The organism is Thauera propionica, assembly GCF_002245655.1.
GTDB lineage: Bacteria > Pseudomonadota > Gammaproteobacteria > Burkholderiales > Rhodocyclaceae > Thauera > Thauera propionica.
On sequence record NZ_NOIH01000007.1, the window covers coordinates 357,459 to 371,561 of the forward strand.

General features: G+C 66.0%; 9 protein-coding genes. 4 read left to right on the forward strand and 5 right to left on the reverse strand.

Going from position 1 to position 14,103, the window contains the following annotated elements:
- Nucleotides 1–12 precede the first annotated feature (12 nt).
- Nucleotides 13–750, reverse strand: coding sequence for an S-methyl-5'-thioinosine phosphorylase (locus CGK74_RS07635; protein ID WP_094267876.1), 738 nt, complete (start codon nucleotides 748–750; stop codon nucleotides 13–15).
- A gap of 187 nt (nucleotides 751–937) precedes the next feature.
- On the opposite strand from CGK74_RS07635, the gene typA reads away from it, so the two are divergent.
- Nucleotides 938–2,755: a translational GTPase TypA gene (typA, locus tag CGK74_RS07640; RefSeq protein WP_094267877.1), complete on the forward strand. Its 1,818-nt coding sequence runs from the start codon at nucleotides 938–940 to the stop codon at nucleotides 2,753–2,755.
- Between the two features lie 148 nt (nucleotides 2,756–2,903).
- On the opposite strand, the gene galU is transcribed toward typA, so the two are convergent.
- The 4 genes from galU to smc form a co-directional block, all read right to left on the reverse strand.
- A complete protein-coding gene (galU, locus tag CGK74_RS07645; protein ID WP_094267878.1) occupies nucleotides 2,904–3,806 on the reverse strand; it encodes a UTP--glucose-1-phosphate uridylyltransferase GalU in 903 nt (300 codons plus the stop codon).
- Nucleotides 3,807–3,903: 97 nt separating this feature from the next.
- The gene (gene ligA, locus CGK74_RS07650) at nucleotides 3,904–5,961 is read right to left on the reverse strand and encodes an NAD-dependent DNA ligase LigA (RefSeq protein WP_094267879.1); all 2,058 of its coding nucleotides are present in this window, start codon (nucleotides 5,959–5,961) and stop codon (nucleotides 3,904–3,906) included.
- Nucleotides 5,961–7,076, reverse strand: coding sequence for a cell division protein ZipA (locus CGK74_RS07655; protein ID WP_094267880.1), 1,116 nt, complete (start codon nucleotides 7,074–7,076; stop codon nucleotides 5,961–5,963). Before CGK74_RS07655 ends, ligA begins: the two co-directional genes overlap by 1 nt.
- 29 nt (nucleotides 7,077–7,105) lie before the next feature.
- Complete coding sequence (gene smc, locus CGK74_RS07660; protein ID WP_165770060.1) at nucleotides 7,106–10,642, reverse strand: chromosome segregation protein SMC; 3,537 nt, start codon at nucleotides 10,640–10,642, stop codon at nucleotides 7,106–7,108.
- A 161-nt stretch (nucleotides 10,643–10,803) separates the two neighbouring features.
- Between smc and dapC the strand changes: the two genes are divergently transcribed.
- From dapC to CGK74_RS07675, 3 genes are all read left to right on the forward strand, one after another.
- Nucleotides 10,804–11,997, forward strand: a complete 1,194-nt coding sequence (gene dapC / locus CGK74_RS07665) for a succinyldiaminopimelate transaminase (protein ID WP_094267881.1) — start codon at nucleotides 10,804–10,806, stop codon at nucleotides 11,995–11,997.
- A 14-nt stretch (nucleotides 11,998–12,011) separates the two neighbouring features.
- Nucleotides 12,012–12,833, forward strand: coding sequence for a 2,3,4,5-tetrahydropyridine-2,6-dicarboxylate N-succinyltransferase (dapD, locus tag CGK74_RS07670; RefSeq protein ID WP_094267882.1), 822 nt, complete (start codon nucleotides 12,012–12,014; stop codon nucleotides 12,831–12,833).
- Between the two features lie 71 nt (nucleotides 12,834–12,904).
- On the forward strand, nucleotides 12,905–14,083 hold the full coding sequence (locus CGK74_RS07675; protein ID WP_094267883.1) for a PilT/PilU family type 4a pilus ATPase: 1,179 nt from the start codon (nucleotides 12,905–12,907) through the stop codon (nucleotides 14,081–14,083).
- The last annotated feature ends 20 nt before the right edge of the window (nucleotides 14,084–14,103 follow it).

A 14,103-nucleotide genomic window follows, 5' to 3' on the forward strand; every position in this document is an offset into this window, starting at 1 on the left:
CGCATGAATCCTTCAGATGTGACAGAGCTTGTCGAGGATGGCGCGCACCCGCACCATCGCGCTCTGCAACATGGTTTCGATGTCGTCGAAGACGATGCCATCGGCACTGGCCGAACGGCCGGCCGCGTGATTCACGACGACATTGAGCGCCGCATACGGCACGTCGAGCTCGCGCGCCAGCACGGCCTCGGGCATGCCGGTCATGCCGACGACGTCGGCGCCGTCGCGCTCGAAGCGGTTGATCTCGGCCGCAGTCTCGAGCCGCGGCCCCTGCGTCGCCGCATAGACACCACCATCGAGCGCCACCTCCCCCGCCAGACCAGCAGCCGCGATCAACTTGCGGCGCAGTTCTTCGTCATAGGGATGCGTGAAATCAACATGCTTGACCGGTGTGTCGCCCCCCTCGAAGAAGGTGCTCTTTCGCCCCCAGGTGTAGTCGATGATCTGGTCGGGCACGACCAGCGACCCCGGCCCGAGATCAGCACGAATGCTGCCGACCGACGCCACCGAGATGATCCCCGTCACCTTCGCCTGCTTGAGCGCCCAGATGTTCGCGCGGTAGTTCACGAGATGCGGGGGGATCGTGTGACCGTAACCGTGACGGGCGAGGAACACGACCGGCTCATTACATAGCCGCCCGAAGGTCAGCGCGCCGGACGGTTCGCCGTAGGGCGTGCGCGCCACTTCACGGCGCTCCACCGCCAGGTTCGAAAGCTGCGTCAGACCGCTTCCGCCGATGATCGCGAGCATGCAGTCGCTCCAGAGTTTCAGGGCCGCGGATTTTATCACGCGCCCCGGCAGCCAAACGGCGCTCAGACACACGCAGACGAGCGCCTGCCACAGCCATTTCGCGGCCCTGCAAGCATGCACGAGAATTCATGTTGCGCTGCCACAGCACGTGGTAGAATCCTCGCCCTTTCAAAGACTTCCCGCCTCCATGTCCCGCGCCATCCGCAACATCGCCATCATCGCCCACGTCGACCACGGCAAGACCACCCTCGTCGACCAACTGCTGCGCCAGTCCGGCACCTTCCGTGAGAACCAGCAGGTCGCCGAACGCATCATGGATTCGGGGGACATCGAGAAGGAACGCGGCATCACGATCCTGTCGAAGAACTGCGCCATCCAGTACGGCGACACCCACATCAACATCGTCGACACCCCGGGCCACGCCGACTTCGGCGGCGAGGTCGAACGCGTGCTGTCGATGGTCGACAGCGTGCTGTTGCTGGTCGACGCGGTCGAAGGCCCGATGCCGCAGACGCGTTTCGTCACCCGCAAGGCACTCGCCCTGGGCCTGAAGCCGATCGTCGTCATCAACAAGATCGATCGCCCGGGCGCGCGTCCGGACTGGGTCATCAACCACACCTTCGACCTCTTCGACAAGCTCGGCGCCACCGAAGAGCAGCTCGACTTCCCGGTGATCTATGCGTCGGGCCTGAACGGCTTCGCGGTCATCAACGAGAACGACGAACGCAAGGACATGCGTCCGCTGTTCGAGGCCATCCTCGAGCACGTGCCGGCCCCCGAGGTCGATGCCGACGGCCCGCTGCAACTCCAGGTCTGCTCGCTCGACTACTCCACCTACATGGGTCAGCTCGGCATCGGCCGCATCAAGCGCGGCCGCGTGCGTCCGAACCAGGAAGTCGTCGTCATGTACGGCGACGAGAACCGTGGCAAGGGCAAGGTCAGCCAGATCCTGACCTTCAAGGGCCTCGAGCGCTCTCCTGCCGAATCGGCCGAAGCCGGCGACATCGTACTGATCGCTGGCATCCAGCAGGTCAACATCGGTGTCACGCTGTGCGATCCGGAATGCCTCGAAGGCATGAAGCCGATCGCGGTCGACGAGCCGACGCTGACCATGAACTTCATGGTCAACACCTCGCCCCTGGCCGGCCGCGAAGGCAAGTTCGTCACCAGCCGCCAGATCCGCGAGCGCCTGGAAAAGGAACTGCTGAAGAACGTTGCATTGCGCGTGAATTACACCGGCGACTCGGACGTCTTCGAGGTGTCGGGCCGTGGCGAGCTGCACCTGACGATCCTGCTCGAGAACATGCGCCGTGAAGGCTACGAGCTGGCGGTTGGCCGCCCGCGCGTGGTGTACAAGGAAATCGACGGCGTGAAATGCGAGCCGTACGAAATGCTCACGGTCGACGTCGAGGAAGACCACCAGGGTGGCGTCATGGAAGAGCTCGGCCGCCGCCGCGGCGAACTGCAGGACATGCAGCCGGACGGCAAGGGTCGTGTGCGCCTCGAATACCGCATCCCGGCGCGCGGCCTGATCGGCTTCCAGGGCGAGTTCCTCACCATGACGCGCGGCACCGGCCTTGCCAGCCACGTGTTCGATGACTACGGTCCGATGGCCGGCGCGATGGCCGAGCGCCGCAACGGCGTGCTGATCTCGCAGAACGACGGCGACGCTGTCGCCTACGCGCTGTGGAACCTGCAGGACCGCGGCCGCATGTTCGTGAGCCCGGGCGAAGCGCTGTACGAAGGCATGATCATCGGCATCCACACGCGCGACAACGACCTCGTCGTAAACCCGATCAAGGGCAAGCAGCTCACCAACGTGCGCGCGTCCGGCACCGACGAAGCCGTGCGCCTGATCCCGCCGATCGCGCTGACGCTGGAATCCGCGATTGAGTTCATCGCCGACGACGAGCTGGTCGAGATCACGCCGAAGAACATCCGTCTGCGCAAGCGTCACCTGAAGGAAAACGATCGCAAGCGCGCGGCGAAGGCTGCCGAGGCCTGATCGACCTCATCTGCGCCTGAATGTGTGAAGAGGCCCCGCCGGGAATGTCCCGCCGGGGCCTCTCTGTTTCCAGGCGCATGAATTGCCCTGACTTTGCGCTTGCAGCGCCTGACCGCTCAACCGGTCGGGCGCTACAGCGAACCAACGCTCACTTCTTCTTGCTGCCGGCCGCTTCCGCGCCGAACCGGCCATTCAGGTACTGGGCAAAATCGCCCCCCGTCTCCGGATGGCGCAGGCCGAACTCGATCGTCGCCTTCAGGTAGCCGAGCTTGGAGCCGCAGTCGTAGCGCACGCCGTCGAACTGGTAGGCCAGCACGGCCTCCTCCTTCAGCAGCGACGCGATGGCGTCGGTGAGCTGGTACTCGCCGCCGGCGCCCGGCTTCAGCGCGCGGATGTGGTCGAAGATGCGCGGCGTCAGGATGTAGCGGCCGACCACCGCCTGAGTCGTCGGCGCTTCTTCGGGCTTCGGCTTCTCGACGATGCCGGTCATGCGCTGCACCTGGCCCTGGTCGGTCTCGGTGCTGACGATGCCGTAGCTGCGGGTTTCCTCGCGCGGCACGTTCATGGTGCCCAGCACCGAGCAGCGATGGTAGTTGTACACATCCACCATCTGCTTGAGCACCGGCTTGCCGTCCTTGTTGTCGAGCAGGTCGTCGGCCAGGATCACGGCGAAGGCCTCGTCGCTGACGACATGGCTCGCGCACAGCACGGCGTGCCCCAGGCCAAGCGCTTCGGACTGGCGGATGTAGATGCAGTTGACGCCCTTCGGCACCGTCTTGCGCACGATCTCGAGCAGTTCCTTCTTGCCGCGCGCTTCCAGTTCGGTCTCGAGTTCGTAGGCCTTGTCGAAGTGGTCCTCGATCGAACGCTTGGTCCGACCGGTGATGAAGATCATGTCGGTGATGCCCGCCGCGACCGCTTCTTCGACCGCGTACTGGATCAGCGGCTTGTCGACGATTGGCAGCATTTCCTTCGGGCTGGCCTTGGTGGCCGGCAGGAAGCGCGTGCCCATGCCGGCAACGGGGAAGACCGCCTTGGTGACCTTCTTCATTCTTGTTTCACTCCGGTATGAATGTTTCAGCAGATCCCGCACACCCGACACGGGTATGCGGCGCCCGGCATCATGCGCGAAGCCGGGCGCAAAGGCACTAGCTATTTGTATCCGTTTTGCTCAACAGTTCACGCAGGCCGTCCTCGTCGAGGACGTCGAGCCCGAGTTCCTGCGCCTTGGTCAGTTTGGAGCCCGCTTCTGCTCCGGCAACGACGTAGGTCGTCTTCTTCGATACCGAGCCCGCCACCTTGCCACCCTGCGCCTCGATCAGTGCTTTCGCCTCGTCGCGGCTCAAGGTCGGCAGCGTGCCCGTCAGCACGAAGGTCTTGCCCGCCAGCGCACCCCCTGCCGCAGGCGCGGGCGCGCCCTCCGGCCAATGCACGCCGGCTGCGCGCAACTGCTCGATAACCTCGCGGTTGTGCGGCTCGGCGAAGAACTCGACGATCGAACGCGCGACGATCGGCCCCACGTCCTCGACCTGCTGCAGCGCCTCGGCGTCGGCAGCGAGCAAGGCGTCGAGACTGCCGAAATGCCGCGCCAGATCGCGCGCAGTCGCCTCACCGACGTTGCGGATACCGAGCGCGAAAATGAAACGCGCCAGCGTCGTCGAACGGCTCCTCTCGATCGCGGCGAGCAGGTTCTGCGCCGACTTTTCGCCCATCCGTTCGAGGTTCGCGAGCGCAAGAACGCCGAGGCGGTACAGGTCGACCGGCGTCTTGACGATCGCCGCGTCGACAAGCTGATCGACCAGCTTGTCGCCCAGCCCCTCGATGTCCATCGCCCGCCGGCCAGCGAAATGCAGCAGCGCCTGCTTGCGCTGGGCCGGGCAGAACAGCCCGCCGGTGCAGCGCGCGACCGCCTCGTCCTCGCCGCGCACGACATGCGAGCCGCACACCGGGCAGGTTGGAAACTGCTCGAGCAGGCGAAAACGCGGCAGATCACCTTGCCGGCGCTCGATGACCGGCGCCACGACCTCGGGGATCACGTCGCCGGCACGGCGCACGATCACCCAGTCGCCGATGCGCACGTCCTTGCGGTCGATCTCGTCCTGGTTGTGCAGCGTCGCATTGGTTACCGTCACGCCGCCGACGAACACCGGCTCCAGGCGCGCGACCGGCGTCAGCGCGCCGGTGCGTCCGACCTGCACCTCGATGCCGCGCAGCACGGTCAGCGCCTCCTGCGCCGGATACTTGTGCGCCACCGCCCAACGCGGCTCGCGCGTCACGAAGCCGAGCTGGCGCTGGAGTTCGAGCGAATTGACCTTGTACACCACACCGTCGATGTCGAACGGCAGGCTGTCGCGCAGGCCTGCGATATCTGCATGGAAATCGGCCAGCCCGGTCGCGCCACGCACCACCCTGCGGTGTTCGCACACCGGCAGGCCAAATGCAGCGATGGCGTCGAGCACCTCGCCGTGCGTGGCGGGCATCTGCCACCCCACCGTCTCTCCCAGGCCATAGGCGAAGAAGGACAATGGCCGCTTCGCGGCAATCGCGGGATCGAGCTGACGGATGCTGCCCGCCGCCGCGTTGCGCGGATTGACGAAGGTCTTCTCGCCCGCCTCCGCCTGGCGCCGGTTGAGGCCCTCGAAATCGTCGCGGCGCATGTACACCTCGCCGCGGATCTCGATGACCTCGGGCGCCTCGCCCTTCAGACGCAGGGGAACGCAGCGCATGGTGCGCACGTTGCTGCTGACGTCCTCGCCGGTCTCACCATCGCCACGCGTCGCGGCCTGGACCAGCACGCCGTGCTCGTAGCGCAGGTTGATCGCCAGACCGTCGAACTTCAGTTCGACCGCATACTCGACGTCCGGATCGCCTTCGCCCAGGCCGAGTTCGCGCCGTACGCGCGCATCGAAGGCCTGCGCACCGCTCGCCTCGGTATCGGTCTCGGTGCGGATCGACAGCATCGGCACGCGATGGCGCACCGGCGGGAATTGCGCCAGCGGTTTGCCGCCAACGCGCTGGGTCGGTGAATCGGGCGTGCGCAGGTCCGGATGCTCGACCTCGAGGGCCTGCAGTTCGCGGAACAGGCGGTCGTACTCGGCATCCGGAATCGTCGGCGCGTCAAGCACATAGTAGGCATGGTCATGCCGCGCAATCTCTTCGCGCAGCGCCCGGACGCGCTGCTGCGCAGCTGAAGCAAACAGGTCCATCACAGCGCAAACAGTCGCCTTGCCAACGGTCCGCCCGCAGGGATGCCATGCTCGGCCATGCGCGCCTGGAACTGGCGGATCTGCGCACGGATCAGGTCCGCCGCATCCGTGCCGAAGGCCGCGCGATTGTCGTCTACGACATGGCCGCCGAAGTGCGCCGCGAAGTCGTTGGCGATACGCATCATGCGGTCGAACGCCGCCACCCCATCCTGCACCCACGGCACATCGATGACGAGGGTCAGGCCGCCGGTCGCCATGGCCGGCAGCGTTTCGGCCGCGAACAGGCCCGGCTCCAGGTTCGCCAGCGTAAACAGCGTGCTGCCATCGTCCGCCAGCGCATGGAAACTGCCGTCACCCGACAGCGTAAGGCCATGGCGAGCCGCCAGCTTGACGATTTCGCCACCATCGAACGGCCGTGCGGATGCGATCACATTGACGCCGATCTGCACATCCACGTCGGCGCAGAAACGGTCGACCTCGGTGGCATTGCGCAGGGTTTCGGCGCGCGCCGGCAGGCCCGGCGGCAGCGCCATCACCACGTCGGCGACGCGCTGGACCCCCCCCGAGAAGCGCATGAAATCGGACTCCCCGATCGAGCCCCGCCGATCGACGAGCTGCAGCGCCGCGCAGAACCAGTGGCAGGCACCCGCACTGTTCGGACCGATCGGGAACCACAGGTTCTCGGCGTCGTTGAAACCGAACCAGCGCACCGGCTTCGACAGGCCGGCAAGCTGCTCGCCCTGCGCCTGCCAGACGCGCTGCACATCGAGCGGCTCGATCGCCTCAAGGCGGATCACGCAGTCGGTCCGTTCGTCGAGCAACTCGGGCACCTCGGGGGCCGAACGCATGATCGAGGCCTCGCGCACCGGTCGCGGACCATCAGGAATGTCGTCATTGTCCGCAATGCCCGGTTCGCGGCGCTCGGTGCGCGCGGCGCTGTCCCTGGCGTCGTCGGCGGCAACGCGCGGCTCGAGCAGCACGTCGCGATGCTCGGACTTGAAGGCCTTGTCGGCCTTGTGCTGGTGCTTGCGCTCCTGCCACTTGTTGTAAGCCACGATCAGCACCACCGCGCCAAGACCCGCGCCGATGAGGGCGATCTGTAGTTCGCTGTCCATAGGAGGTTCCCGAATTCCTTGCTGTTGTTTCAGGCTGCCGCCGGCTCTGCCAGGCGCAGCGCTTCTTCGATATCGACTTCCACCACGCGCGACACGCCCTGTTCCTGCATGGTCACGCCGACCAGTTGCTGCGCAAACTCCATCGTGATCTTGCTGTGACTGATGAAGATGAACTGCGTCTGCGAGGACATGCGCTTGACCATGTTGGCATAGCGTTCGGTGTTCGTATCGTCCAAGGGCGCGTCCACCTCGTCAAGCATGCAGAACGGCGCCGGATTGAGCTGGAACATCGAGAAGACCAGCGCAATCGCCGTAAGTGCCTTCTCGCCGCCCGACAGCAGGTGGATGGAGGTGTTTTTCTTCCCGGGCGGCTGGGCCACGATCTGGATGCCTGCGTCCAGGATCTCGTCACCGGTCAGCACCAGTTCGGCACGGCCGCCGCCGAACAACTGCGGGAACAGCGTGCCGAACTGGCGATTGACGGTATTGTAGGTTTCCTGCAGTTGCTCGCGCGTCTCGCGGTCGATGCGCCGGATCGCGTCCTCGAGCGTCTCGATCGCCTGCAGCAGATCATCGGTCTGCGCATCGAGATAGCCCTTGCGTTCGGACGCGCTGCGCAGTTCGTCCAGCGCGGCAAGATTGACCGCGCCGAGTTCCGCGATCTCGCGCGCCAGTCGCGCCACTTCGCGCTGCAGCGTGCTTTCCTTCAGCTCATCGTTCAGCAGCGGCAGCAGCGCGGCCTCGTCCGCCTTCACCTCAAGCAGGCGATCGGCAAACTGGGTCACCGCCAGCTCGGTCGCCTGCACGGCCAGCCGCAGTTCGGCGACGCGATTCCGGATCGGGGCAGCCTCCTGCTCGACCCGCAGGCGCATTTCCTCGGTCTGCTTGAGCCGGGCCGCCGCGTCCTCGAGCGCATCGCGGCGTGCGGCGAGCGCGGCCTCGCGACTGACACGCAAGCCGAGCGCACTCTGCAGGGCCTCGAAACTGCGGCTGTCGTCGGTGGCGTCGAGTTCGGCACCACGGGTTTCCGTCTCGGCGACGATGCGCGCGAGCTGCTCGGCGGCCAGCTGCAGGTTGCGTCCGATGTCATCGAGCTTGCCGGCGCATTCGCGCTCGGAGAACTTCGCCTCCTGCAGTTCGCGCGCAGCGGCCTGCTCGAGCGCGCGCGCTTCGCGCAAGGCCTGTTCGCGCTCGCGCAGCACCTCCATCGACGCGTCCAGCCGCTCGCGCTGCAGCTCGGCCAGCTCGGCCGCGCGCGCCTGCTCCATGTCGGCGCGAGCCAGATGTTCGCGCTCGGTCTGCTCGAGATGGACCAGGTCCTCCAGGTCGCGGGCAAGCTGGCCGCGGCGCTCCTCGGCGCGACTGCGCGCCTGCGCGAGCTTGAGCACTTCAACCTGCTCCGCGTGGACCTGCGCCTGTACGCCCTGACTGTCACGCCGCAGGGTATTGGCCGTTTCCTGCAGCGCAGCGGCAGCGGCTTCCGCGGTCAGCAGCGCGTCATGCGCGATCCGGGCCTCATCCTCGAGCACCTGCTGCTGTTCGGCCAGCGTATCGATTTCGCGCTGACGCTCGATGACGCCATGGGTGCGGCTGTCCGGTGCCGAATGCACCAGCACATCGCGCGAGAGGATCTGGCCGTGCGGCCCGACCAGCACGACGCCCGCAGGCAGCTCATCACGTCGCGCCAGCCAGTCGCCGAGACGCTCGACCGCGAACGCCCCGCGCAGGAAACTGGCCAGCAGCGGCTGCAGACCAGGGTCCGTGACGGTGATCCGCTCAAGCAGCCGCGGCAAGCCGGCGAACTCGTCCTGCGGGGCCGTGACCGGGGCCCCGGGCAGCGCGACGGCAAGCGACTCCGGCGGCGCCTCGTCAAGCACCAGACTGGCGGCCGACACGGCGGCGGTATCGTCCGGCGCCACCAGCGCGGCAAGACGCTCGCGCAGCACCGCCTGCACGGCCGTGTCCCAACCTTCCTCCACACGCAGGCTTCGCCACAGCGGCGGCAGCGCATCCAGCCCGTGCCGCTTGAGCCAGTCGCCGAGTTTGCCCTGCGACTGCACACGCGCCTGGAGCTGCACCAGCGCATCGCGCCGGGCGCGCAGCTCGGTGAGCCGTCGCTGCACCATGCGTTCGTGTTCGAGCGCAGCCTTCAACGCGGCCTGCGCATCGGGCAGGCGCGCCTGCACCTGCTGCAGTTCCTGTTGCTGCGCCTCCAGCGCATCCTGCAGTGCCTCGAGCCGCGCCTCACGCTCGGCCAGCTCGCGCTCGTCGGGTCCGGAAATGGCACCGCGTTCGGTCTCCAGGCGTCCCCTGCGCTGCTGCAAGGCCTCGAGCGCGCGCGTCGCGCTGGCGCGGTTCGCCTCCTCCACCCGCAGTTGCTGCTCGGTCTGGGCGAGCTCACGCCGCGCTGCGGCGACGGTCGTGTCGGCCGCCTGGCGGCCGTTTTCCAGATCGGGCACGCGGTCGGCAATCTCGAAATGCCGCGCCTCGGCCTGCTCGGCACGCATCGCGGCATTCTCGGCCAGCGCCTGCCAGCGCTCGCGGTCTTCGCCCAGCGCTTCCCGCCGCGCCTGCCAGTGGCCGCGGTCGAGCTCGAGTTGCGCCAGGCGGGCTTCGAGCCGTTTGCGCGCCTCGCCCAAATGCTGGAGTTCGGTTTCGAGACGGGTCACTTCGGCGCCGACGGCGAAGAGGTCGCTCTGCGCCACATGCACCGCCTCCGAGGCCTCGAAATGCGCTTCGCGCGCCCCCTCGACCGCGGCCTCGAGTTCCTGCAGGCGTGCGCTGTCGCCCTCAATGCGCTGCGTCGTTGCGTTGAGCTCTTCGCTCAGGCGCGCGTGCTCAGCCTGCGCCTCGTTGCGCTTGAGCAACCACAGCAGCTGCTGCTTCTGCACGTGCGCGGCATTTAGGGTGTTGTAGCGCGCAGCAACCTCGGCCTGCGCCTCGAGATGGGAGATGCGCTCGCCCAGCTCCATGCGGATGTCGTCGAGGCGCGCGAGATTGTCGCGCGCATCGCGCAGCCGCCCCTCGGTCTCCTTGCGCCGCTCACGGTACTTGGTGACGCCGGCCGCCTCCTCGAGGAAGCCCCGGATATCCTCCGGCTTCGCCTCGATGATGCGCGAGATCATGCCCTGCTCGATGATCGCGTAGGCACGCGGCCCGAGACCCGTACCGAGGAACAGATCGATCACGTCCTTGCGCCGCACGTGAACGTTGTTGATGTAATAGGTCGACTCGCCGGAGCGGTCCAGCACCCGCTTGACCGAGATCTCGGTGTAGCGCGACCACTGCCCCGCCGCGCGCCCCTCGGCGTTGTCGAACACGAGCTCGACACTGGCACGCGACACCGGCTTGCGCGTGGTCGAGCCGTTGAAGATCACGTCCTGCATCGACTCGCCGCGCAGCGCCGAGGCCCGTGTCTCGCCTAGCACCCAGCGCACGGCATCGATGATGTTGGACTTGCCGCAGCCATTGGGCCCGACGACGCCGACAAGGTTGCCCGGCGTGAGCACGGTGGTCGGATCGACGAAGGTCTTGAACCCGGCGAGTTTTAGCTTGGACAGGCGCACGTCGACGAGGGATTCCGAACCACACCCCAAGGGGCGAAACGGCAGTTGAACGGGGCCGGCGGCAAGGCCTGCAAGGGCGCCGGCAAGGCGCAGCATGATAACATCACCGGCCTTCCCCACTCTGCTGCGCCGGCGGCACGCCGCGCGGATTTTGTGCCAAAGTGAATCCGAATCTCGCCCGCCTCCAGACCTATCCCTTCGAGAAGCTGCGCACGCTGTTCGCCGGCATCACGCCCCCTGCCGACCTGAGTCCGATCCGGCTGTCGATCGGCGAGCCGCAGCACCCGACGCCCGGCTTCATACGTCAGACGCTGGCGGACAACCTTGGCGGGCTGTCGAGCTATCCGCTGACATTGGGCAGCGATGCGCTGCGCAACGCGATCGCGCATTGGCTCGAGCGCCGCTACGGACTGCCGAAGATCGACGCTGCAACCCAGGTGGTACCGGTCAATGGCACCCGCGAGGCCCTGTTCGCGTTCTGCCAGTGCGTGGTCGACGGAACAAGACCCGGCGCCAAGGTGCTGTGTCCGAATCCCTTCTATCAGATATACGAAGGTGCGGCCTACCTGGCCGGGGCGGAGCCGATCTTCCTCAACCACCTGCCCGAGAACGGCTTCGCGTCGGAGTTCGACGCCATCGACGAAGCCACCTGGCGCGGCGTGCAACTCGTCTATGTCTGCTCGCCCGGCAACCCCACCGGCCGCGTGCTGTCGCTGGACGAGTGGAAGCACCTGTTCGAGCTGTCCGACCGCTACGGCTTCATCATCGCTGCCGACGAGTGCTATTCCGAGATCTACTTCGATGACGATGCCAAGCCGATCGGCGGCCTCGAGGCAGCCTGGCGCCTGGGGCGGACGGACTTCCGCAACATCGTGATGTTCTCCAGCCTGTCCAAGCGCTCCAACGTGCCGGGAATGCGCTCGGGCTTCGTCGCGGGCGACGCGAAGCTCCTCAAGGACTTCGTGCTCTACCGCACCTACCACGGCTGCCAGATGAGCCCGCCGGTGCAGGCGGCCTCGGTCGTGGCGTGGAACGACGAGGTGCACGTCGAGGAGAATCGTCGCCTGTATCGCGAGAAATTCGCCCGCATCACGCCGATGCTGCAGCCCTGTCTACCGGTCGAGTTGCCGGACGCCGGCTTCTACTACTGGGTGCGTACGCCGCTGCCGGATACCGAGTTCGCCCGCCGTCTGCAGGCTGAATATAATGTGACCGTCCTGCCGGGCAGCTATCTTGCCCGCGAATCCAACGGCATCAACCCGGGTGACGGGTTCGTCCGCATCGCGCTGGTGGCCGACACGCACGAATGCGTGGAAGCCGCCCAGCGCATCATCGATTTCTGCAAAACCCTCTGAGAGAGAATTTCCCCATGCACGCTCTGCAACAGATCATTGACGACGCCTTCGAGAACCGCGCCAGCCTGTCGCCCTCCTCCGCCCCGGCCGAGATCCGCAACGCGGTGGAAGCAGTGATCGCCGGCCTTGATGCCGGCACGCTGCGCGTGGCGGAGAAGAAGGACGGTCAGTGGGTGGTGAACCAGTGGATCAAGAAGGCCGTGCTGATCTCCTTCCGCCTGCGCGACAACGAAGTCGTGCAGGCCGGCGGCCTCAACTTCTACGACAAGGTCGCGACCAAGTTCGGCGACTACGCCCCGGAGCAGTTCCGCGAGGGCGGTTTCCGCGTCGTGCCGCCGGCTGTCGCGCGCAAGGGCAGTTTCATCGGCAAGAACGTTGTCCTGATGCCCTCGTATGTGAACATCGGCGCCTACGTCGATGAAGGCACGATGGTCGACACCTGGGCCACCGTCGGTTCCTGCGCCCAGATCGGCAAGAACGTGCACCTGTCGGGCGGCGTCGGCATCGGTGGCGTGCTCGAGCCGGTCCAGGCTGGTCCGGTGATCATCGAAGACAACGTGTTCGTCGGTGCGCGTTCGGAAGTCGTGGAAGGCGTCATCATCGAGGAGAACGCGGTGCTGTCGATGGGCGTGTATATCGGCCAGAGCACCAAGATCTACGACCGCGAGACGGGCGAAATCACCTATGGCCGCGTGCCGGCCGGTGCCGTCGTGGTGCCGGGCAGTCTGCCATCGGCCTGCGGCAAGTACAGCCTGTACTGCGCCGTGATCGTGAAGAAGGTCGACGCGCAGACCCGCGCCAAGACCGGAATCAACGAACTCCTGCGCGGCGCCTGATCGCGCTTTCGACCAACGGGCGGAGATCATGCGATCTCCGCCTTCATGCTGACGACGAGGGTCGCGAGGCCATGATTTTTGACAGTCTGTTCCAGCTGATGGCTGAAAAGAAGGCCTCGGACATCTTCATCACCGCCGGCGCCCCGATCCACATCAAGATTCAGGGCCACACGATGCCGATCAACCAGCAGGTCATGGAACCGCCCATGATCCGCCGGATGATCGAAGAGGCGATCCCGCCGGAAAAGTTTGCCCAACTCGAACGCGACCGCGAACTCAATCTGTCGTTCGGCCGCCGCGACCTGGGTAATTTCCGCGTCAACGTGTTCTGGCAGCGCAACTCGCTTGCCACCGTGGTGCGCTACATCCAGAGCGACATTCCCACCGTCCAGGAACTGGGAATGCCCCCCGTGCTGACGGAAGTGGTCATGGAGAAGCGCGGCCTGGTGCTCGTCGTCGGTGCGACCGGATCGGGCAAGTCGACCACGCTGGCTTCGATGCTCGACCACCGCAACCGCAACCGGGCGGGTCATATCCTCACCGTCGAGGATCCGATCGAATATCTGTTCACCCATCGCAAATCGGTGGTGAATCAGCGCGAGGTCGGCATCGACACGCTCAGCTGGGCCGAGGCGTTACGCAACGCCATGCGCCAGGCGCCCGACTGCATCCTGATCGGCGAGATTCGTGACCGCGAGACGATGCAGGCCGCCATTTCCTACGCGCAATCCGGCCACCTCTGTCTGGCCACGCTGCATGCGAACAACGCCTACCACGCGCTGAACCGCATCATCAACTTCTTCCCGCTGGAAAACCGCCAGTTGCTTTATCTGGATCTTGCAGTGGCGCTACGTTGCATCGTGTCTCAGCGCCTCGTGCGCCGCCCAGACTCCAAGCGCGCGCCGGCCGTCGAGATCCTGATGAACACACGCCACATCTCCGAGCTTATCGAACGCGGCGAGATCAACGAGATCAAGGAGGCCATGGAGCAGAGCCTCGCACCGGGATGCCAGACCTTCGAACAGAATCTCTACAAGCTCTATTCGGACGGCACCATCTCGCTCGAAGAGGCACTGGCGAACGCCGACTCTCCGACCAACCTGCACTGGCTCATCAACAATGCGCAGCTCAGCGCCAACGACCAGCAGGCGGCGGCCAAGAAGGCACCCAGCCTGCTCGACTTCGAACGCAGCAACCCCGACGGCGCATCCTTCCAGGAATTCACGCTGCACGTCGACCATAACCAATAGCCCTGAACCCCAACCCCATC